Source organism: Novosphingobium sp. SG751A, assembly GCF_013149295.1.
In the GTDB taxonomy this organism is placed as follows: Bacteria; Pseudomonadota; Alphaproteobacteria; order Sphingomonadales; family Sphingomonadaceae; genus Novosphingobium.
In genome coordinates, this window is record NZ_JABGCB010000015.1 from 47,834 (window position 1) to 71,382 (window position 23,549).

At 62.2% G+C, this 23,549-nt stretch carries 7 protein-coding genes; 2 read left to right on the forward strand and 5 right to left on the reverse strand.

What is annotated here, in order from left to right; genetic code table 11:
* Positions 1–39: 39 nt before the first annotated feature.
* From rfbA to FHW96_RS19215, 4 genes are all read right to left on the reverse strand, one after another.
* Positions 40–930 (reverse strand): glucose-1-phosphate thymidylyltransferase RfbA, encoded by an 891-nt coding sequence (gene rfbA / locus FHW96_RS19200; protein WP_172342200.1) that lies wholly within the window; start codon positions 928–930, stop codon positions 40–42.
* A 34-nt stretch (positions 931–964) separates the two neighbouring features.
* Positions 965–2,008 (reverse strand): dTDP-glucose 4,6-dehydratase, encoded by a 1,044-nt coding sequence (rfbB, locus tag FHW96_RS19205; protein ID WP_172342201.1) that lies wholly within the window; start codon positions 2,006–2,008, stop codon positions 965–967.
* A gap of 4 nt (positions 2,009–2,012) precedes the next feature.
* A complete protein-coding gene (gene rfbC / locus FHW96_RS19210; RefSeq protein WP_172342202.1) occupies positions 2,013–2,591 on the reverse strand; it encodes a dTDP-4-dehydrorhamnose 3,5-epimerase in 579 nt (192 codons plus the stop codon).
* Between the two features lie 117 nt (positions 2,592–2,708).
* Positions 2,709–3,311 (reverse strand): transcription termination/antitermination protein NusG, encoded by a 603-nt coding sequence (locus tag FHW96_RS19215; protein ID WP_172342203.1) that lies wholly within the window; start codon positions 3,309–3,311, stop codon positions 2,709–2,711.
* A 472-nt stretch (positions 3,312–3,783) separates the two neighbouring features.
* Here FHW96_RS19215 and FHW96_RS19220 point away from each other — a divergent pair, with 472 nt between their 5' ends.
* Positions 3,784–4,569, forward strand: coding sequence for a winged helix-turn-helix domain-containing protein (locus FHW96_RS19220; RefSeq protein ID WP_172342204.1), 786 nt, complete (start codon positions 3,784–3,786; stop codon positions 4,567–4,569).
* 69 nt (positions 4,570–4,638) lie between these two features.
* Here the strand turns inward: FHW96_RS19220 and FHW96_RS19225 are convergent, their stop codons facing one another.
* The gene (locus tag FHW96_RS19225) at positions 4,639–5,379 is read right to left on the reverse strand and encodes a response regulator transcription factor (RefSeq protein ID WP_172342205.1); all 741 of its coding nucleotides are present in this window, start codon (positions 5,377–5,379) and stop codon (positions 4,639–4,641) included.
* Between the two features lie 1,380 nt (positions 5,380–6,759).
* On the opposite strand from FHW96_RS19225, the gene FHW96_RS19230 reads away from it, so the two are divergent.
* Entirely contained in the window at positions 6,760–23,505 is a 16,746-nt protein-coding gene (locus FHW96_RS19230) for an Ig-like domain-containing protein (protein ID WP_172342206.1), read from the forward strand.
* The last annotated feature ends 44 nt before the right edge of the window (positions 23,506–23,549 follow it).

Sequence of the window (23,549 nt, forward strand, 5' to 3'; positions counted from 1 at the left end):
CGCCGCGATTGCGTGATGGTGTGGGGGTGGGGCGGAGCCTTAGCCGACTGGGGCTTCTTCCTGCGCAAGCTGACGCAGATAGCGGCCATATTCGGACTTGCCCTGAAGGCGGGCGCCCGCATGAAGGCCTTCGGCGTCGATCCAGCCCTGACGGAAGGCTATTTCCTCCGGACAGCCCACCTGCATCCCCTGCCTTTCGCACAGCGTCCGCACGAAATTGCCCGCATCGAGCAGCGAGCCATGCGTGCCGGTGTCGAGCCATGCAAAACCGCGGCCCATCAGTTCAACCGACAGCGTGCCGTCGGCCAGATAGCTTTCGAGCAGCGAGGTGATCTCCAGCTCTCCGCGCGGGGAGGGGGCCACCTGACGCGCGCGCGCCGGGGCCTCGCCATCCAGCACGTAAAGGCCGGTGACCGCATAGGAGGAGGGCGGCGTCTCGGGCTTTTCGATGATCTGGTTGACCGTGCCGTCGCCGTCGAAACCGACCACGCCGTAGCGGTGCGGATCGGCCACGTGATAGCCAAAGACCGTGCCGCCCGCAGGCTTTTCATCGGCCGCGCGCAGCATGTCGGGCAATCCGTGGCCAAAGAAGATATTGTCGCCCAGCACCATGATCGAGGGCGCCCCGTCGAGGAAATCCTCGGCCAGAATATAGGCCTGCGCCAGCCCGTCGGGCGAGGGTTGGACGATATATTCCAGCCGCATCCCCCATTGCGATCCATCGCCCAGCAGGCGGCGGAACTGGTCCTGATCGGCGGGCGTGGTGATGATCGCCACCTCGCGCACGCCCGCCAGCATCAGCACCGAGAGCGGGTAATAGATCATCGGCTTGTCATAGATCGGCATGAGCTGTTTGGAGACAGCCAGCGTCAGCGGATACAGCCTCGTGCCGGAACCTCCGGCCAGAATGATGCCTTTGCGTTGGGTCATCGCGGTTCCCTTGCGGCAAGTGAAAAGGGGAAGATCAGACGTTCGTGCCCAGACGCCGGCCAACGCCGTGGCGTTGTTGCAGCGGGCGCCACCAGGCCTCATTGTCGAGATACCATTGCACCGTGCGCTCCAGTCCCTCGCTGACCGTGACCGAGGGGCTCCAGCCCAGCTCTTCGCGGATGCGGGCCGGGTCGATGGCATAGCGCGCATCATGGCCGGGGCGGTCGGTGACAAAGCGGATCTGATCGGCATAGGAGCCGGAGCCAAGCGGCCGCTTCGCATCAAGGATCGCGCAGATTTCCTGCACCAGTTCCAGATTGCTGCGCTCGTTCACGCCGCCGATATTATAGCTGCGCCCGATCTGGCCATTGGACAGCACCAGCAGCAGCGCGCGCGCGTGATCCTCGACATAGAGCCAGTCGCGCACGTTGCTGCCATCGCCGTAGACCGGGATGTCATGGCCCGCGATGGCGTTGAGGATGACTACCGGGATCAGCTTTTCGGGGAAATGATAAGGCCCGTAATTGTTCGAGCAATTGGTCAGCAGCACCGGCAGCCCGTAGGTTTCGTGCCATGCCCGCGCCAGATGATCCGATGACGCCTTGCTGGCCGAATAGGGCGAGCGCGGATCATAGGGCGTAGTTTCGGTAAACTTGCCTTCCTTGCCCAGCGAGCCGAACACCTCGTCGGTCGAGACATGCAGGAAGCGGAACGTGTCGGGCCGTCCGCGCGAGACCCAGTAATGGCGCGCAGCATTGAGCAGGTTGAACGTGCCCACGATATTGGTGGTGATGAAATCGCCCGGCCCGTCGATCGAACGGTCGACATGGCTTTCGGCGGCCAGATGAAGCACCGCGTCGGGTTCGACTTCCTCAAACACCCGCGCCAGCGCTTCGGGATCGCGGATATCGACATGGGCAAAACTATAGAGAGGGCTGTCGGCCACCGGCGCGACATTGTCCGGGCAGGCCGCATAGGTCAGAGCATCAAGGTTGACGACCTGAGCGCCGCGCGAGACGGCCAGACGGACCACCGCCGATCCGATGAAACCGGCGCCGCCGGTGACAAGAAGTTTCATGATGTTACGCGGCCTCATAGGTAAAGGGGCTGTCGAAACGGTCGAAGGGGGTGGCCGCCGCATCCTTGTCGGAGAGCGAGGGAGCAGGCAGGCCATCAAGCGGCCAGTCGATGCCGCAAGTGTCCCAGCGCACCGCACCGTCGCATTCGGGCGCGTAATAATCCGAGCATTTGTAGAGCAGCTCGCAATCGGCCTCGAGCGTGAGGAAACCATGCAGGAAACCGGCCGGGATGAAGAGCTGCAACCCGTTTTCCGCGCTCAGTTCGACGGCCACCGAGCGGCCATAGGTGGGCGATCCGCGGCGGATATCGACCGCCACGTCCAGCACGCGCCCGCGCCCGCAGCGCACCAGCTTGGCCTGGGCATGGGGCGGGCGCTGATAATGCAGGCCGCGCAGAGTGCCGGGCTGGGCGGAATAGGAATGGTTGTCCTGAACAAAGATCGCATCGATCCCGGCCCGGCGCAGGCTGCGCGGATTCCAGGTTTCGGTGAAATGGCCGCGCCCGTCGTAATGGCGGCGCGGGGCGACGATCATGACGCCATCTATCGCGGTGGCGGTGACGAATTCAGCAACGGGGATCATGGCGTGTTCTTCTGTTTAAACAGGAGGATGAGGGCGGGCATGAAGGTGGCAAAGCTACCGCACTGCGCGAGAATCACTCCGCGCAGGGCAGTTTTACCGAACCTCGCGCGCGCCCGATCAGGCGGCGGTGTCGATACAGTTTGTGGGCATGACCACCGCAACCTGGGTGTTCAGCCAGCTCAGCAGAACGCGGATGCGATCATGCGAGAGCATGTCCTCGAAGGTGGCCGGGATGCCTGCAAAGGCCCCGGTGATGACGTTGACGGGATCGCCGGAGCGAAAGCGGCATTCAGGCGCCGTGTGGACGCCCGTAGGAAAACGTTGAAACAATTCATCCATCACCGGCCCCGGCACCGCCGAGGGCAGCGCGCCGCGCGGGCCCACCAGATAACGGATGCCAAATGTGCCGTTGATCGATTGCCAGCGGGCAAGGCGCGGGTTCAGCCCGACGAAAATATAGCCGGGGAACAGTGGACTGACGGTCTTGGCGCCCCCGGTCGGCCGGTTGCGATGCAGCAGGGGATAGAAAGTGGCGAAGCCCTGATTATGCAGGTTCGCAAGCGCAAAACGTTCTTTGCGCGGCATGGCGGCGGCCACATACCAGTCGGTGCTCCCGGCCTCTGCGCGTGTTGCAGATGCGGCGTTGGCCCGCTGCCCCATACCCGAAATGGCGGGCACAAGGCATTCCAGAGTTCCGGGGAGGGGCCGTTTTATGGTCATGGCCTATGTCTAACTACGTAACTGGCGCAGGCTCAATAACCTCAAAAGCTGCTGATTTGCTTGGCTGGATTACTGACTAACCATCAGGTTTAGGCGATTCCGCCATAAGATTAGCGGCATAATTTTGTTGCGCTGCATCATGGTGGAAGAGGTGGCTTTTCGGATGAATAGAAAGCCTGACCCGACGATTTAAATGTCTGAATAAATTCGTTTGCATCGCATAATTGTGCGGATGCGAATGAATCGGGCAAACAATCCGCCACGCGCCAGACATGATCTGTCGGAAAGGCCATTGCCCGGTCATCACAAGCAGGCCTTTTGCGATACTATGTAAGACATACGTATTATTACATGTACGCTATCCACTGGCCGTCATTGTCCAATGACTTAGCGAGCATCTTCCCGGCTCTATATGTCTAAATCGAAAAATCGTTTCAAATGACGAGATTCCGACAAATATAGAGATTGTGGCATGAACAAAGCATCCGCCATTCTTAAAATGGACAGCGAGGTCTGTTGTTCCGATCATTCCGCCGATGGCGTCACAGGAGAATCGGTTCAGGGTCTTGATCTGTCAGATATTGCGTTTCGCGTTATGTCTCTTCAGGACAATGGTCGCGAAGATCGGATGAACTGGCTCAGGCAAGGTATCACCCAGCCGCAGGAATATGCCTATCGCGAAGGCGAAACCAATTTCCTGTCGGTTGCCGATCGCGATTACGATGTGATGATTGTGGCGGGTAATGATGTTCAGCGTATGAAGCGCATTATTACTCGCAACCGTGTCGCTCTTCATCGCAAGCTCAAGATCTGTGTTATGAATCAGAGCGTACCCGCCGACAGGGCCCAGTTGCTGATGGCGGGTTTTGACGATGTGGTCGATATCGGGCGTGTTTTCTGGCCCGAATTTGCCGCCAGAGTGCGCGCCATGCAGACTCGCATGATTACCGCCATCGGGCGACAGGACGCCAAGCAGCGCGAAATTTCGCAGTTGAGCCAAATCTGCAATCAACGGCGACTGACCTGGCGCGAGCAGGACATGTTGCTGAGCCTGCTGCACGCGCGTGACATGAGTGCCTCGCTGATGACCTTGCGGCGCAGCATCAGCCCCGCCGGGTCACTGGTCAGCGAATTGCATCTGCGCGTGCTGATCTCGCAATTGCGCCGCAAGCTCTTCGATCATGTCGAGATCAGCAATGTCCGCGGAGCCGGTTATCGGTTGGTAATTCACACCCGGTCAACCGACGGCGTAAGCTGAAAAGACAGTTAAGATATGCCGCGCCGGACAGGGCGGACAAAGGAGAGGTCGGGCCAAGCCCGACCTTTCTTATAATAGGCTGTTATCAGAAGATAAATTCTTCTTATCGCCCAGCATGGCGATCATCCGTACCAGCGCGGCCGAGGACGATGCGCCTACTTTGTTCATAATCCGGTAACGATGAATTTTTACCGTATTCTCGCTTCTCTCCATCATCGCGGCGATCTGTTTGGTCAGATATCCGCGCGCGATCAGATTGGCGACCTTGCGCTCGGTGGGCGTCAGGCGGGCGAGCACTTCCTCTATCTTGCCGGAATTGGAAATCTCGCAATAGCGCATCCGGGAACGCGAAATGGCCGAAATGACGGCCGAGCTGAGTTCGGCTTCCTTGGCGGGCTTGAGCAGGAAATTATGCGCCCCCAGACGCATGCAATCCACCGCTGTTGCCACATCGGCCGTGGCCGAAAGAAATACCGTGGGCGCGATGCAATGCACCGAGCGCAGCCAGTTATGCAGCGAAGGGCCGTCAAACTGGGGAATGCGCACGTCCAGAATGACGCAGCCCACAATCATGGAAGGCGCCGCTTTTTGAAATTCGAAAGGGTTGTCAAAACAGGCGACCGGCGTGCCGATCCATGCCAGCATCTCGCTAGCTTCTTTCAAAAAGCCAGTATCGCCGTCGACGATATAGATCTTTTCATTGGGACTGTGACAAATCGGATGCCGGGGGACCGGCAGATCCATATCCGCTCCGCGCGCCAGAGACTGGCAGGGACGGTTGATCGCATTGATCCCACAGCGGGTCGCCATGGTTCCTGATTTCAGGCTTGCATCATTCATTGTGTAAATGTCCCACTTTCACAGCTCACCATCCGTGGCTCGAAAGTTTAAGCCACCCTTCCTGATTCCGCATTAGGCTGAACCGTGACTATGATCAACTCTAACATAAGTATTACATCGTACCTAATTTCACTTACTATAAAGCTGGATTAATGATGGTTAATTATTTGTTATTGAATTTAACGGTGATTTAAATAAATACTATTAGAATATATTGTGAGTATGACTGAATTGATATTGATAAGTCCATAGAGGGATCAATTAACAAGTCTGCAAAATATCGATGATGGCCCTACTTGTTTCAGACGCAAATCGTTCGCATGAGCAAAAAAGGGAAGGATCATCTCCACCCAATACATGTTTCAGATTATCAGGATCTCGATTTTAATTAAGGACCTGCCCAGTTGGTTCATCGAAAATTAATGCTGTGCTGCAACGCATGACGCACTTGCGGGATAAAAAGGTTAAATTGTTGATTTACATCCTCTTGCAGCGCAGCACGGGCCACTCACTGCCTCTGGCGTTGCTGCTTTTCAGTAACCCGTTGGGGATGATCCTTCGAAGATCTTATAAAAATCACTGCCTTGTCAATAAATTCTCTTTTGATAAGTTTCGAAAAATAGATAGAAATATATCAAATTCGGAATAAATTTTGTAATTTAATCTGTACAATGTTTTGATTTTTAAAAAATAAGAAATATCAACGCCTACTTTCATTGATAATACAATTATTTACATAATTACCATTATTGGCGCAGGTCATCACTATTCCATCGCATGGACCGATCTACCCCGCATTAAGCGCTTAGGTTTAGGCCGCGCCACGAAGGCTTCCGACGACACCACTTTCGGTTCGTCGCATCGCGGATGGGTTTTCAACAGAGTTGATGCCGGGGCCGAGAGCGAATCTCGCCAGCAGCGGTCACCGATGCTCCTGCCAAAATCATACACGGTTCGTCTCAAAACCCCGCGCCGAAGGACGCGCATCGCCTCCTTCGTAACCTGCCTGTCAAACATGACCCGGCGCGCAAACTTCTCTCAGCCGCTCAACAGTTTACCCCCATCTCCCGCAGCGCACTATCGGCGAGATCCGCCTTTCATCGGCAACTTGTCGGGCTCATTCCATGTCGCAATTTCTGTATTACCACGGGGGTGTCTATTAAAATAAAAAAACCAAGAACGTGCCATAATGGCATCAATGGGAGAGATTAGGGCTGAATACTTATCTCGTAAAACGCTATGTATTTGTACGAGTTGTAAGTTTTCATCCGATCATTATCGACCCTGAAATATACTGCAATTCTGATGCCTTTCGCACTCTTGGCACCATCATTTTATAAGGATCTACACATGACCGTCGTCCTGCGTATCGCCTCGCATGAAACTGGACGCCACGTCACGAAGAAGCTGCGAAAGGGAATAAACGACGTCACGCTGCCGGCCGGCGCGCATGTCGAAGTAGTCGATTCCCAAGGCCATAACGCCCTGCGTCCGACCAAGGCCGAATTTGCCCAGGGCAAGCTGATCCTCGATTACAATCAGGGCGACGATACTGTTCAATTGCGGATCGCGGGCGAGGCGATTGAAGGGCTCGACAGCAACGGCCCGCTGGATCTGAACGCGATCAACGCTGCGTTCGACAGCGCCAATCCTGCCGAGGGCGCATGGGCCAGTGCCGATTGGGGCAATGCAGAGGCTGATGCTCAAGGTTCGGGCGGAACCGATAATTCCGATGATCGCCACCATGGCGTTTCTGGCACGCTGCTGCTTCTGCTGGGCCTTGGCGCGGCCGGGGGGCTGGCGGGCGCGCTGGCCGGTGGCGGCGGCGGCGGTGCGGCCGCCGCCACACCTGCGACCGCGCCTGCCGCGCCGGTCGTCGCGCTGGGCAATGGCGTAGGCACCAATGGCGCCAATGCCGCCGAAGCCACCCAGACCAGCGGCGTCGTCACCGTCAGCGCCGCCTCGGGCACGACAATCGACGTCACCTTCACCAATGGCACGCATACGCTGACCAAGACCGTGACCGGCACGGGTTCGGCGGTCGCCGTGGTGCTGACTTCGGCGGATCTGACCACGCTGGGCGATGGCGCGATTGCGGTCAGCGCCGTGGCCAAAGCCAATGGTCTGTCGAGCAGCGCTGCCACCAACAGCTTCACGCTGGACACCACTGGTCCAGTCGCGCCCACGCTGGCGCTCTCCGCCGACACCGGCGCCTCGAACAGCGACCATATCACCAGCAATGGCTCGGTCAGCCTTACCGCTGAAACCGGCGCTTCGGTCGTCCTCACCTTCACCAATGGCAGCCACTCGCTGACCAAGACCGTGACCGGTACGGGCAGCGCCCAGACCGTCACCCTGTCCTCCAGCGATATGGCCAGCCTTGGCGATGGCGCGGTCAGCGTTTCGGCGGTGGCCACCGATGTTGCGGGCAATGCAGGCCCGGCGGGCATGCTGTCCTACACGCTCGACACCGCCACCGTCGCCGGCATCACCAGCCAGCCCATTCTGGTGGGCGGCACGCCGGTTCTGACCGGCACCGCCGAGGCGGGCGATACCGTGATCGTCACCATCGCGGGCGCCACCTATCAGACCACGGCCATCGGCGGCACATGGTCGATTGACACCGCCACCGCCACGCCCAGCAGCGGGACGCTGGCGCTGAACACCAATGGTATCAACGCGGTGGGCGTGACCGCCACGGATGGGGCGGGCAACACCGCCACGGCGGCCCAAAACCTGCAACTGGTTTCCGCCAGCTCGGGCGTGGTCAACACCAATGCCACCAATGTCGCGGTGCAGGTCAATTCCATTGACGGCAATGTGCCGATCACGATCAACGCGCCCAACGCCACCTCGCTGACCATTACCGGCAATCCCAACGGCAGCCCGGTCGATGTCACCATCGTCGACAAGACCCCCGGCGCGGTCGATTCCTATCCGCTCACACTGATCACCAATGTCTCGCCCGCCGGCAATCCGGGCCAGCCCAACCTGCTGATCCTCGATTTTGCCTCGGCGCAGGACCGCGTGGTGCTGTCCTCGGCCAGCAGCGTGCAGGGTTTCAACCAGATTGAAGTGCGCAACGGCACGCTTGACCTTTCGGGCGTCAATCTGACCGGCATTGTCGATATTCAGATCAATTCGGGCGTGGTGCTCACGCTGGCCCAATTCGAGGCGCTGTCCTCGCTGGTAAGCCTGTCGGGTCTGGGGCAACTGACGATCCATCTCGACACGCAGAGCCAGATCAGCGACCTCATCACCTTCCTGCAAAGTCCGGGCAACCTGTTCCTGATGGGCACCACGGTGACCGTCGAATATGGCAGCAGCAACACGGTCATCAGCAACAGCACCGCAGCCAATCTGATTTCGGCGCTGAATTACCCTTCGATCCCCCAGATCACCAACGCGATCAGCGCCTTGCAGTCGGCGGTGGGCGGCAATACCGCGGCTATCGCCCTGCTTATCAACGATGCCTCGGCCCATGGCGGCACGGCGACCACCGCCTCGATCACCGGCATTCAGGCCGCCCTTGCCGCGCTTCAGGCGCAGGTGGCCCAGCAGCAGCTCGATCTTAACGCCATTGCGGCGCATAATCTGGATTCGCTCGAAACGTTGGTCAATAACCTGTCCTCGGCGATGACCTCGCTGACCGCGCAGGTGAACACGCAGGCCACCCAGATCGCCGCCAACACCAGCGATATCGCCACCCAGGCCACCCAGATCGCCGGGCTGCTCACCAATGTCGGCGCATTGCAGACCGCCGTGGCCGCGCTGCAGACCGGCAACAGCGACAATGCTGCCGCGATCACCGCCCTTCAGGCCGCCCATAACAGCCTGAGCGCCACCGTTTCGGCGCTGCAAACCACCCTGCAAAACGACATCGCCACCTTGCAGGGCGCCAATTACGCCAATGCGACCTATAAGGACATCGCCTCGCTCAGCGCCCAGATCGACGCGTTGAACAGCGCGGTGGCCGCCCTGCAGACGCTGGTGGGCCCGAGCAGCGTGGCCGACCAGATAAGCGCCGCCATCGGCCACCCGACCAACGGCAGCGGGGCCGCCACAGGCCTGTGGGCCGCGATCGAAAGCGCGATCAGCACGGCTGTCGCGGGCCTGCAAACCGAAATCGACAACACCAATGCCAATCTTGCGCTGGTCATCGATGATTCCAGCGCCAATGGCGGCACCGCCACGCTCAATTCCATCGCGGGCTTGCTGGCCGCGATCAACGTGCTGAACGGTTCGGGCGCAGGCTCGGTTGCCGCCCAGATCACCGCCGCCATCGGCCACCCGACCAACGGCAATGGCGCCGCCACCGGCCTGTGGGTCGGCATCGAAAGCGCGATCAGCGCTGCCACCGCCACACTGCAGACCGAAATCAACAACACCAATGCCAATCTTGCGCTGGTCATCGATGATTCCAGCGCCAATGGCGGCACGCCCACGCTCAATTCCATCGCGGGCCTGCTGGCCGCGATCAACGTGCTGAACGGTTCGGGCGCGGGCTCGGTTTCCTCGCAGATCGCGGCCGCGATCGGCCATCCCACCAATGGCAGCGGCGCGGCCACCGGCCTGTGGGCCGACATCGAAACCGCGATCAACACCGAAACCGCCTCGCTCAGCGCCCAGATCGCCGCGCTGCAAGGCAGCAATTACAACAGCGCCGCCTATCAGGACATCGCCTCGATCAGCGCAGCCATCACCAGCCTGCAATCTTTGGTGGGCAACACTTCCGTCTCCAGCCAGATCACCAATGCGATCAATGGCGTGACCAACAGCTTCAACACGCTGATCTCGGCGCTGCATGGCGCGGGCGTAGTGGTGACCGTGGCCGATACAGAGGCGCTGCTGGTCTCCGATCCGGCCCAGTTGCTGACCAATTACCGGCTGGTCGATACTTACGCCAACCTGCTGGCCGCGACGCAGAATGCGGCGGACGCCAATGTCTTTGCCTATGCCAAATCCATCGGCTTCACCTCTGCCGCCCCGCTGACCGTGGCGCAGGTGACGGGTCTGGAAAGCGCGATTGCCGCGATTGCCAATGCCGCCCCGATCAATGCCGCGCTCAACAGCTACAGCCTGAGCGATACGGTCGCGCACCTGGCGCTGGCCAATCCGGCGATTCTGTCGGGCGCCATCAACATCACTGCCACCCTGTCCGGGGCCAGCCTCGATCAGGTGGCCACCGTGCTGGCCGCGGCCAATGCGGGTGTCACGCTGCTCGATGCCGTGTCAGGCACGCCCGCCCAGATTCTGGGTCTGCCGCTGGGCGCGCATGACACGATCACCGCGATCACCGTCACCGGCCTTGCCAGCGCGCAACAGGCCGCCGATCTGGTCAGTCTGGCCACCGCCGGCAAGGCGGGCAGCGTCCAGCTTGGCGCGGTCAGCGACACCGCCGCCAATATTGAGGCCGTGATCGCCCATCAAAACGGCGCGACCTTCCTTTCCACCGCCACCCGCATCGACGTTTCGGGCACGCTGACCGTGGCCGAGGCCGAACAGCTTCAGGCGGTCAATGCCAATGTGCACATCACCGCCATTGCCGACAGCGCGGCCTCGATCACCAGCGCGCTCAGCGCCCATCAACTCAGCCTGACCTATGTGACCGCGCTGTCGACCACCGACACGGCCACCATCGCGCAGGCCAGCGCGCTTCAGGCCGCCCTGCCCGGCCATGTCTCGATCCTTGGCATCACCGACACCTCGGCCGACATCGGCGCGGCGGTACTGGCCGGCACGCTCAGCCTGACAGGCGTGGGCAGCGTGGCGATTGCCGATGGCTCCATCGCCGATTACGCCAGCGCCGCGCAGGCCGCCGCCCTTGGCCGCTCCACGCTCTCGCTGGCCTATGACATTGCCGACACTTCGGCCCATTACGCCTCGACCATCGCCACCTATGGCCAGAGCTTCCTTGGCAAGGCGGGTAATATCGTGCTGAGCGGCACCGCCTCGCTGGCGGTGGCCCGCTCCTTGCTGAGCGCGCATAACAGCGGCACGGTCACTATCGAGACGATCAACGCCACCGCCGCGCAGGTCGGCTCGCTCAACTTTGACGCGCATGATCTGGTCACAAATCTGAATGTCGCGGGCCTGACCTTCGGCAATCAGACCGTCGATCTGACCAATGTGCCCTTCTCGACCAACCTGACCTATAATGGCGCGGGGCTGGGCAGCAGCTACAGCCTGATGATCTATATGCCCGTGCCCGACGGGGTGAATGTTGACGGCAATGGCGTCAATCAGGCAGGGACCGTCACGATCAACGCGGGTTCGGGCAACAACACCTTTGTCTTTACCGACGATCTGACCGACGGCACCTATCTGCCCACCGCCTATGGCGTGGGCTCGTCGATCAATTACGCCACCTATGGCAACAACCAGCATGGCACCGAAACGCTCGTCATCATCGGCTCGGTCGATATTTCGAACATCGCGCTGGGCGGCGATCTCAACAGCTATGACCTCGAAGCCTTCGCCGGTTCGCCCTCCTCGGTCACGCTTTCGGCAACCCAGCTTAACAAGCTGCACAATTTCAACGGCGCCAGCGGCGGCACGATCATCAACATCACCAATGCCCCCGATCCGGCCACCGGCACCGTGGTGGTCACCAGCAGCAGCAACAACACACTGACGCAGAATATTAATTTCACCAATGTCATCGGCGTCAACATCGGCGTCAACGACAATCTCCAGATCGACTTCCTGCGCCTGCTCGGCCTTTCACATGTAACCACCGCCTCGGGCAGCGGCAGCAGCGCGCAGTCGGGCCTTGTCACGCCGATCTTCAACACCGCGGGCGGCCAGACCTATCTGACCACCGACGGCACGCAGAACGGCACGCCGATCTCCTCCAGCTTCCTCACCAACGCCTCGTATAATATCGACATGAGCGCGGCGGCGGGCCTGAGTCTGGGCAATGACGGCTCCGGTCATTATTACCTGCAGGACAGCCAGGGCAACCATCTCGACCTGCCGCAAACCCTCAACGGCAGCACGCTGGCGCTTTCGCCCGACGAGGTTTCGGGTTCGGGCGCGCCGCTGGTGATGGGCGCCACCAATGGCGGCATTCTGCAACTGACCGGTCTGGTCAATTCCGGTGGCGACGCGGTGGACATCACCCATGTCACCGCCCCGATCCGCGTCTCCATTGGCCAGAACGCCGATCTGACCGGCGTCGGCAACCCCTCGCAGATCACCACCGACCTTGCCCATATCGCCTCGATTCCGGGCAGCAGCATCACTGTCAACAATGTCGGCGGCGGCAATCCGCCCGTCACCCTGACGATGACCGCCGATCAGGCCAGCAACGTGGCCATTTCCGGCACCGGCGAGGTTAAAGTCATCGGCACGGCCACCGGCAATGAGGACTATTCCGGCCTGACCGCCACCACGGTCGACCTGTCGGGCATCGACCCCAACGGGCATACGATCACCCTGCCCGCCTCGATCCCCAGCGGCCATACGCTGATCCTCAATCAGGCCGAGGTGAACGGGGCCACCATCACCGGCACCGGCTCGCTCAACATTCTGGTCAACAGCGCGGCCACGATGGATCTGAGCCATATCGACACCAGTCATCTGTCGGTCTCGCTGGTGGTGCCCACCGGCACCAGCGCCACGGTGCCGTCCGGCTCAAACCTGGCCAATTTCCCGATTGTGGTGCAAAGCGGGGCCACGCTGACCATCGACGGCGATGTCGCCTCGGGCAAGACCATTTCCGGCGCGGGCACGGTGGTCGTCACCGGCACGGGCACGCTGAACGGCGGCGATGATTTCAGCCATATCACCGCCCATACGGTCGATCTGTCGGCCTACACCGGCACGATCGCTCATCTGCCCACACTTTCGCCCACGGGCGTTGCCGCGCTGGTGCTCAACACCGCCGAGGCCGATTTCGCCTCTGCTGCTGCGGGCAACAACCTGACCGTGCCCAGCGGCACCAGCCTGACCGTGGTGGTCCACGGCCCCGCCAGCGCGCCGGGCACCACGCTCGACATGTCGGGCATCAACACCACCGGCACCGGCACGCTGGCCGTGCATGTGACGGGCGACACGGTGCTTTCCAGCGCCAATCTGAACGGCGCGCCGGTTTCGGTCGATGCCGCCGTTACGCTGACCATGCCCGTGAACGCCGCCAGCGGCCTGCATATCACCGGCGCGGGCACGGTCGATCTGTTTGGCGGCGGCGCGGTTACGGCCGACCTGTCGAACCTGACCGCCGCCCATGTGAACTGGGAGGTGACGCAGGACGCGACCTTCACCGGCACGCTGGGCAGCGCGGTCGTCACCATCGACCATGACGTGACGCTCAGCGGCAGCGCGGCGCGCTTTGCGGGCGCCACCGTTCTGGCAGGCGCGGTCAACACCGGGCTTGGCGAGAGCCGGGGCGTGCTGAGCATCACCGGCGCCTTCACCACGCAGGATTTCAGCCTCGTGGGCGCCAGCCTCGACCTGTCGCATGCCACATCGGGCATCGTCACCAATCTGACCCTGCCCACATGGGTGGCGGGCCAGTCGCTGATCATGTCCTATGCGCAGGTGGACGGGCTGGTGCTGGACGTGGGCGCGGGCGATGCGCGCATCGTCAACATTGCCTCGAATACCAGTTCGGACCTCTCGACCATCACCTCGACCAGCGGCCATGTCACCGCCATCATCGACGCCACCGCCAGCTTTGGCGGCACGTTCAGCAGCGCGGCCAATGCCTCGATCCATTTCATCACCGGCACCAATGGCGCGACCTATACGCTCAGCCTCGACGCGGTCCTGCTCGACGGACGCAGCGTGGATGGCACCGGCACCGTCAATGTCACCACAGTCTCGGCCAGCACCGATCTGAGCGCCGTTCTGCCCAGCACGATTGATTTCACCCATGACAGCGCGCTCACCGTCGTCAGCGGCAACCTGACCGAGGGCAGCGCCACCGTCACCCTGCCCGCTCTGAGCGCGGGCCATGTGCTGGCGCTGACCGCCGCGCAGGCCAATACGCTGGTCGTTGCGGGCAGCGCAGGCACGGTCGACGTTCAGGGCGATGTCGCGGCCAATGCCGATCTGACTGCGATTGCGGCCGGCATCGCCATCAGCTTTGCCGATGCATCCGACCCGCAATCGGGCGCGCAGATCACCATCGCCGATGCCCACACCCTGACCATGGCCAGCGACCAGTTGACCGGACAGAAGGTGCTGGCCGACACCGCGCATAATGCGAGCGGCACGCTGGTCGTGCTGGGTCGCGGCGGCGCGGCAACGGCGCTGACCTCGGCGGCGGATCTCGGCGCGGTGGCGGCCACTATTGACCTGACGGGCATCACCAATCTGCATGTGGCGAGCGGCGTTTTGGAAGATGCCACCACGGCCTCTTATGCCCTCACCCTGCCCACGCTGGTTTCGAGCCAGACCTTGCTGGTCAATGCCGACCAACTGGGCGGCGGCGCGCTGACGCTTTCGGGCGTTGGCACGGCGGACGTCCGGGGCGATGTGGCCAGTGTATCGCTCAACCTTTCGGGTCTGGCCGATACGGTCCATCTCTCGCTGCTGGACAATCTCGACAATGCCATCGACATCGACACCGGCCTCGCCCTGACGGTCAAGGCGGCCCATGCCTCGAACCAGACGATCACCGGCAGCGGCAGTCTGATCGTGGTGGACGACAGCGCCCATGCCGCCGCGCTGGTGGCCGATCTCAGCCATGTTTCGGCCGAAACGATTGACCTGACCCAATTTGCCGGGCTGCATGTGGGCGGCGGGGCCGCGCTCGACCATCTGGTCGATGCGACCGGCACGCTGGCGCTGACCCTGCCGGTGCTGGCCAATGGGCAGACACTGGTGCTGACCACGGCGCAGCTTGACGGCGATCTGCCCTTGCAGGTGCTGGGCAGCGGCACGGTCGAAGTGACCGGCACGCTGGACGATCAGGCGATCAACCTGACCGGCATTGCCGCGGCCAACACAATCCTGTTCGACGGCGGTGCGCTGACCATGGACCATGGCGCGCATCTGACCGCCACCGCCGGACAGCTTGACGGCCAAACCATCGCCACCATCGATGCCGACAGCACGATCACGTTGGCCGATGCGGCGCCCGCCCCGGTGCTGAGCGCGGCAGACATTACCGCCGCGCTGACCGCGAACGCCAATGCCGCGATCCTTGGCAATGTGGTCGATACGGCGGCCAATCTGGCCACGCTGGATTGGGGTAATTACGGCTTCCTCACCAGCGTCCACGGCACGGTAACGGCCACCACCGCCGCCACGCTGGCGCAGGCCAGTGTGCTGTTCAACATCAACTATTACCGCGCGGGCATGGCCACTTTTTCGGTGGCCGACACGCTGGCCCATTTCACCGCCGCGCCGCAATGGCTGATCGATCAGGCGGTCGAGCGGGCCTCGTTCAATGGCGGCACCATCACCATCACCGATCCGGTCTCGCTGGCCGACGCCGCCGCGCTGGTGGCGGCCAATCTGGCCTATCAGACCAATGACCAGCAGCAGGTCGATGGCCAGAGCTGGAACGGTATCACCTTCACCGTCTCTGACAGCGCCTCGGCTCTGGCGGCGCTGAGCAACAGCGATGCCACCAGCCTGCATGACGCGCTGGCTTTTGGCGGCGGGTCGATCACCGTCACCGGCACGGCCACCGCCGCGCAGGCGTCAACGCTGGTCGCCGCCTATGGCGCTCTGGTGCATTACAGCGTGGCCGATACGGCCGCCGCCATCGTTGCGCGCCACACCGCCGACGGCAACTGGAACTTCCTGACCGATGCGGCCGCCGTGGAAGTGACGGGCGGCACCAGCGCGGCCAATGCCGCCACGCTGGAGGCCTCGGGCGTGTCTGGGCTGGCCATCGACATGGTCAGCGACAGCGCAGCCAATATCGCCTCGGCCATCACCGCCAATTCCCATTTCCTGGACAGTGTGGGCAGGGTCAGCCTGACCTCGGGCGTGGCGGTTGCCTCGCTGGGTTCGGCGGGCGCGCAGAGCGTCGATTTCGTGTCGGACACGGTTGCCAATCTGATGACCATGGTGCCCGGCTCTTATACCAAGCTGACCGCCAGCGCGGTGATCTCGGCCACCGGCACGGCCACCGCCGCGCAAGCCCAGACCATCCTGCAAAACTATTACAACTATCTGGGCGGCGGCAATAATTTCCCCAATGCCACCAATGAAAAGACCCATCTGCTGATCAGCATTGCCGATACGGCGGCGCATGTAACGGCGCTGGGCGTGGCCGATCTGGCGCGCCTGTCGGGCGGGGTGCATATCACCGATGCGGCCAATGCCACGCAGGGAGTCGAACTGGCATGGCTGGGCGCCAATTCGGGCGCGCATATCTATTATTCGGTGGCCGACAGCGCGGCCAATCTGACCGCGCAGATCACCGGCGCCATCGCCGCCCGCGTGACCGGCACGATCACCGCCACTACCGCCGCCACCGCCGAGCAGGCCTATACGCTCTATGGGCTGGCCACGGCCAATGGCGTGAGTGCGCCGGTGCTCTTCACGCTGAGCGACAGCGCGGCCAATGTTGCCGTCGCGATCACCGCCCATGGCGCTACCTTCCTTGGTGGGGCCGCGGCGATCATCGTGACCGATACGGTGACGGTCGCACAGGCCAGCGCGATCCTTGCCGCCGCCGGCCAGAACGCAAGTGTCAGCTTTGCCTCGCTGAGCGACACGGCCGCCGCCGTGAACGGCGCGAATGCGGGCCTGCTCGACCATGTGAGCGGCACGGTGACCAAGGTGTTGACCTCGGGCAGCACCGACCTGAGCGGGGTGAGCGCCAATATCGACCTGCGGGGCATGAGCGCGCAGGGTGTGGCGCTCGATGCCAACACGTCGCGCAACACGATCGTGCTGAACCAGTTGGTGAGCAGCGCGGGCAACACCTTGACGCGCGAAGCTTACAGCGTGCTGCTGCCCACTCTGGCCGCCACGCAGACGCTCTATGTCGATGCCGCGCAACTGGCCGGGGCGCTGGCCGCCGCGGTGGCGGGCAGCGGGCATCTCGTGCTTGCGGGCGATATTGCGGCCAACACCGACCTGACCGGCGTTGGCGCGACGATTGACGTCTCGTTCAAGGACGATGGCGAAAGCGGCACCTTTGGCACCGTGGCGCTGGGTATGGGCGCGCATCTGACCGCGCATGACGCTCAGATTTCGGCCCATGCCATCACCGGCGCAGGCACGCTGATCGTGCTGGGCGGAGGCAATGGCGGGCATCTGTCGGGCGCGCTCGACCTGTCCTCGATCAGCGCCGGCATCGACCTGACGCAGGCCCTGCTCTCGGTGGAAACCACGCCGGGTGCGCATCAGGGACAGTTGGTCGACAATGGCTATTACATCACCCTACCCGTCCTGACCGGCCAGACGGTCAGCCTGACGATTGCCGAACTGACCGGGCAACTGGCCATTACCGGCACCGGCACGCTCGATCTGCAAGGCGATATCACCAGCTCGCTCGACCTGACCTATCTGCCCGCCACGATCGCCCTGTCCTTCCTGGATGGCGCGGATGCGGGCGGTCTGGCCACGGTCAATGTCTCGGGTACGGCGCAGGCCGAGACGGTCCTGACGCTGAGCGCCGAGCAGGCCAGCGATCAATATATCACCGGCAATGCCTATGCCCGGATCGAGCTGCCCTATGCGGCATCGACCACAACCAACCTGTCGGACCAGACCGATCTGGCGCATGTGTTCTCCACCGCCTTTGCCACCAATGCGGCATGGGCGGGCGCATTGCAGGCGGCCAACAACGGCCTTGCCGGAAAAATCGCGGCGACCGATACCGGCGTGGTGCTGACAGGCGGCAACAGCGACGGGGCGTTCGAAAACTTCCAGTTCACGGCCAGCGCCACCGGCACCTATACGTTCACCGCCAATTTCCAGAACAATTACCACGGCGCCTACAGCTACACCGACTCCTATGGCACCCACACCTATAACCCCGACAGCGACCGCTATTATATCACCACCAACATCAATGGCGGCAACAATCAGGTCGTTGGCTGGACCAGCGCCTCGGGTTCGACCACCTATACGGTAACGATGGTGGAGGGCGAAACGCTCTCGATCTATCTCTACACGCCATCGGGTCGCACGGCGGGGCCCGATGGCGCGCTCACCTCGCCCAGCACGCTGACGCTTTCGGACGGCGGCTTCTCGACCGTGGGCGGCACGGCGGCGGAATTGAACGTCACCGTGGGTCAGGACACCGACCTTTCGGGCGCGGCCGATCCGCTGGCCTATGTGCCGGTCGATCTCTTCACGCTGGCCAACAATGCCGTGCTGACCATGACCGGGCTGGAGGCCAATGGCCACACCGTTTCGGGCAGCGGTGCGGTGGTGATCTCGGGCAATATCGTCTCGGGCTGGGTCGATCTGACCCATGTGATGACGCCCATGACCTTCACCAACTCGGTCAATGACGAAGAGGTGCTGGGCATCAATGGCGACAACTGGCTGCGCCTGACGGCCACGCAGGCCAACGGGCTGTTCACCAATGGCGGCACGGTCAATATCGGCGGCGATATCGCCGACGGCGCCAATGCGCTGATCGACCTCACGCATATCCAATCGACCCTGTCGTTCGAGGACACTTCGCTGACCTCGCGCGATGTCTCGGCCTATACGGCGCTGAACACGCCCACCACGATCAGCCGCAACGAGCTGAACACCCTGTCCTATACCAATGGCTGGAATTACGGTCAGCTCTATGTCGGCAGCAGCAACGAACTGGTGCTGCGCGCCGATCAGGCCAACTGGCATTCAGTATCGGGCTCGGGCATGACCTATGTTGTCGGCAATGTCGATGGCAGCGACCTCTCGCTGCTGGGCATCACCTCGGCGCTCAGCTTCTGGGACGGCATCGTGGCCAATCCCTATGGCGGCGATGATACCGAGGACGCGCGCTCGACCGGCAAGGGTTCGATCACCCTGGCGGATCAGTCCACCATGGAGGTGATCGGCAACCAGTTGGACGGCAATTACATTCTGGGCGATGGCTCGAATGTGGTGCGCGTCTATGGCGCGCTGGGCGATGCCGGCCACGCCATCGATCTGTCGCACATCACCACCAGCATCGACCTTGCCTATGCCTATGACCACAATGTCACGCTGGTCACCGGGCTGAACGGTCAGGGCAATGTCACCACCAACAACGGCTCGATCACGGTGGGCTTCAATGCGCTGACCGGCGGGCAAAAGATCACAATCGCCAATTCAATCTCCGGCACGTACAATACGCTGTCGGCCTATCTGCCGCAGACGTGGAATGCCGATCAGACCGTCACGATCTATTCGCGCGACGCCACCGACCTTTCGCTCGACACGCGCAATTATGACAATGGCTCGATCGTGCTGGACGAAGGCGGGAATGCGGTTGGCGCCAAAGTGCTGATCTCCCATGTCGAGGATCTGCTCAGCAATGGGCTGGTCAACGGCGACTTCTCGCAGATCAACGCCTCGCTGGTCACGCTCAATTTCGGCAGCCGTCAGGGCAGTGTCCTGAGCTATGCCGGCAGCTTCGGTTCGGCCACGGTGCTGATCGATGATGGCGTCAATGTAGTCATGGATGGCGCGGTGGCCAGCGGGGTCTATTTCGACACGCAATATAACGGCTATCGCTGGAACGGCAGCGGCTTTGGCGTGGTGGGCATCAACACGTTGACCGCCAATGCCGATCTGACCAACACGGTCAATGATCCCTCCAGCTTCAACCTGACGCTGCCCAACATCTATGGCCATGTGGACATTGACATCTCCTATGGCGCGGTGGGTTCGGCCTATCTGCCCAATGGCGCGGCTGCGATCACCTGGAACGCTGGCCTTGGCCAGTTCACCAACGGCACCTATGCGATCACCCTGCCGACCTTTGACGGCGAAAACGGGCTGATCGTCAACGCCAGCCAACTCAGCGGCGGCACCGGCTTCACGTTGGATGGCAGCGGCTTTGTCGGCGTTGAGGGCAATATCGCGGCCGACCTTGATCTGACCGCTCTCAACACTGATTTCGCGGTCTATTTTGGCTCGAACGCCACCAATATCCGCAATCTGGCGCACGGCCAGACCTATCCCGCCGGATGGGACAACTGGTCCGCCTATAGCGGCACCGCGGTCAGCACCGGCGTTGCGCTGACGCTGCGCCCGGATCAGGTCTATAACCATATCAACGTCTCAGGCGCAGGCACGCTGGCGCTGGCCTCGGGGGCCTTTGCCTATGAGGATGAGTTCGGCGATGTCGATCTGATCTCGGTCACGGCCAATATCGACCTGACCGCGCTGGGCAGCGACACCGGATCGAGCGGCGGCATCGCGCAGGACGGCACGCGCTATGGCACGATCGTCAACTATCGCGAGGGCAACAGCTGGATCAACTATACCGGCGGCTATCTGCTGGGTAACGGCGGCTATCAACTGCTGCTGCCCACGCTGGGTGCAACCCAGAACCTGACCGTCAATGCCGATCAACTGGCGGGCAACAACGGCTTCAACCTTTCGGGCACGGTCAATGGCGCAAACCGCTCGCTGCTCGACATCAAGGGCACGGTCAACAGCCATGTCGTACTGACCAATGTGACCAACAGCGTGACCGTCAGCTTTAAGGACGGCAGCGAAACCGGCCTGGGCGTGGCCACGGTCAATGCCTCGGGTCAGCTCGTTGCGCGCATCGACCAGCTCGACACGCAGAACATCAATGGCGCGGGCACGGTCTATGCCGGGATCACCGGCACCGTGCCGCAGATCAGCGCGGCGGATGCCAGCGCCCTGCAACAGATGGCCACCGGCCACACCGCCGACCTGACCGGCATCTCCGCCAATCTTGATCTGACCGCCCTGTCCACCACCAACACGCTGGCGGGCCTGACCATCAACGGCAGCGGCAAATTTGCCGATGGCACGGACGCGACCAAGCTGGTCGATCTGCCCGCGCTGGTCGCCGGACAGACGCTGACCGTGACGGCGCGCGAAATGACCGGGCAACTGGCGCTGACCAAGGCGGCGCAGAATGGCGGCGGCACGATCGACATTCAGGGCAACATGTCCGACACCACCGGCACGGTCGATCTGACCCATGTGCAGGATGGCATCGACGTTTCCTTTGCCGACAATGCCAATGCCGATCTGTCGATCGCCGGGTCCAGTGCCCAACTGGTCATCAAGGGCGATCAGGCCAGCGGCCTGACCATCACCGGCGACGGCACCAGCGCGGCGGCCTATAATAACGCGGGCAGCTCGGGCAGCCGCTTTACCGGGGCCGCCGTGGTGCTGGCCGATAACGACAATGGCACGCTTTCAACGCTTTCGGGCGCCAATTCGGCCACGGTGGATCTCTCGGGCATTTCGGCCAATCTCGATCTGACGGGGCTGACCGGCATGGCCGTGGATGGCAATGGCGCGCTTTCGGACGGCCAGGGCAAGCTCTCGCTGGGCACATTGCGCGCGCAGCAGACGGTCAAGGTCAATGCCGCACAGCTCGCCTCGCTCAGCGCAGGCGGCACCGGGCGCGTAATCCTCAACGGCCAGACCGGCAGTATCGTGGACGTGCGCGGCAATATCGCCTCGGGCCTGTCGGTCAATCTGACCGGCATCGTGGGGTCGACCGTCTCCTTCGTCGATACCGCCGATGTCACGGCCAATGCCATCTCGGTGACGGGCACGCTGACCATGCTGGCCGAACAGTTTGACGCGGCGGGCGGCATGAAGATCAGCGGCACCGGCGCGCTCTGGCTGAACGCCACGCAGGCCGTCACCACCGTCAACTGGACCGACAGCGCCCAGACGCCCAGCTATTACATCGCCAACACCGGCCTTTCCTCGACGCTGGATGTTCAGGCCAGCACCACGCTGGTGGCGGGCGGCGGCGGGCTGATGCCCACCACGATGCAGATCAAGGTGGAAAACAGCCAGACGCTCACCTCGGGCTATGCCTATGTCTCGGGCCGCACGATCTATGACGCGGGCCATGTGTACAGCTATGATGCGCAGACGGGCACCTATACCGTCACCGGCGGCGCACTGGTGGTGACAGGCGCCTCGGGCGGCACGCTGGATCTGAGCCATGTGACCGTCGGCACGCTGGACCTGACGCAATATAGCGGCACCAGCTTCAGCGGTCTTTGGACCGATCTGACTGATCACGCGCTGTTGATGAATGACAATCAGGCCAGCACCCATGCCTTTACCGCCGGCGGCAATGGCGGCGCGCTGACCGTGATGGCCACCGCGCCCGCGACCTATCATGACTTCAGCGGCATTGACGCCAGCGTCAACAGCCTGCTGGTGGTCAATGGAGCGGCCAACATGGCCGATGCGATCAGCGGGGGCAATCACACGCTGCTCAACGTGTTCAGCCATGTCGGGCTGGATTACACCACCGGACAACTCACCGTCTCGGCCGATCAGGTCAGCGGCATGAGCTGGTCGCGCTTTACCGGCACGGGCGGGCTCTATGTCCGCGACGATGCGGCCACCTATCACAGCGGGGCCGAAACGCTCTATGGCACCAACAACAATGACACGTTTGCGGGCGGCGGTTATGGCGACACGATCGACCTGACCGGCAGCACCAGCGCCAAGGGCGGCACCGATACGATCGCCTTCTCGACGCTGGCGGGCAGCAATGGGCATACGGTCGATTTCTCGATTTCCGGCTTCACCACCGGGGCGGGGCTTGGCCATGACATCCTGAACTTCTCGGCGCTGTCCTCGCACACGGCGCACAGCGGTGCGGGCGATATCTCGGCGGTCAGCCTTGGCGCAGTGCCTTCCACGCTCGCTCAGGAAGTGATCGTCGTCACCGACAGCTTTGGCGCGGATGCTTCGGGCGTGGCCTCGGTGTTCGGTGCGGGCAGCAATCTGCTCAACAAGGCGCTGGCCGCGGTGGGCAACACCGATGCGGTGTTCATCGTCGCCCTGTCCGACCCCAATGACGGCGGCAGCGGCGCGCCTGCGGTCAATTTCGGCATCTGGCACTGGCAGGCAACCAATGGCAGCAACGGCTATGTCCACGCGGGCGAGCTGACCGAAATCGGCGTGCTGCACGGCCTGACCCAGACCCAGATCGCGGCGATGACCAGCGCGAACGTTATCGGGTGATCGCGGGACATGGGGGACGGTGCAGATCGCAACGCCCCCCAGCC

Bases quoted from the DNA above. Each gene is read 5' to 3' on its own strand.
- rfbA (WP_172342200.1), bottom strand. From the start codon at position 930: ATGACCCAACGCAAAGGCATCATTCTGGCCGGAGGTTCCGGCACGAGG.
- rfbB (WP_172342201.1), bottom strand. From the start codon at position 2,008: ATGAAACTTCTTGTCACCGGCGGCGCCGGTTTCATCGGATCGGCGGTG.
- rfbC (WP_172342202.1), bottom strand. From the start codon at position 2,591: ATGATCCCCGTTGCTGAATTCGTCACCGCCACCGCGATAGATGGCGTC.
- FHW96_RS19215 (WP_172342203.1), bottom strand. From the start codon at position 3,311: ATGACCATAAAACGGCCCCTCCCCGGAACTCTGGAATGCCTTGTGCCC.
- FHW96_RS19220 (WP_172342204.1), top strand. From the start codon at position 3,784: ATGAACAAAGCATCCGCCATTCTTAAAATGGACAGCGAGGTCTGTTGT.
- FHW96_RS19225 (WP_172342205.1), bottom strand. From the start codon at position 5,379: ATGGCGACCCGCTGTGGGATCAATGCGATCAACCGTCCCTGCCAGTCT.
- FHW96_RS19230 (WP_172342206.1), top strand. From the start codon at position 6,760: ATGACCGTCGTCCTGCGTATCGCCTCGCATGAAACTGGACGCCACGTC.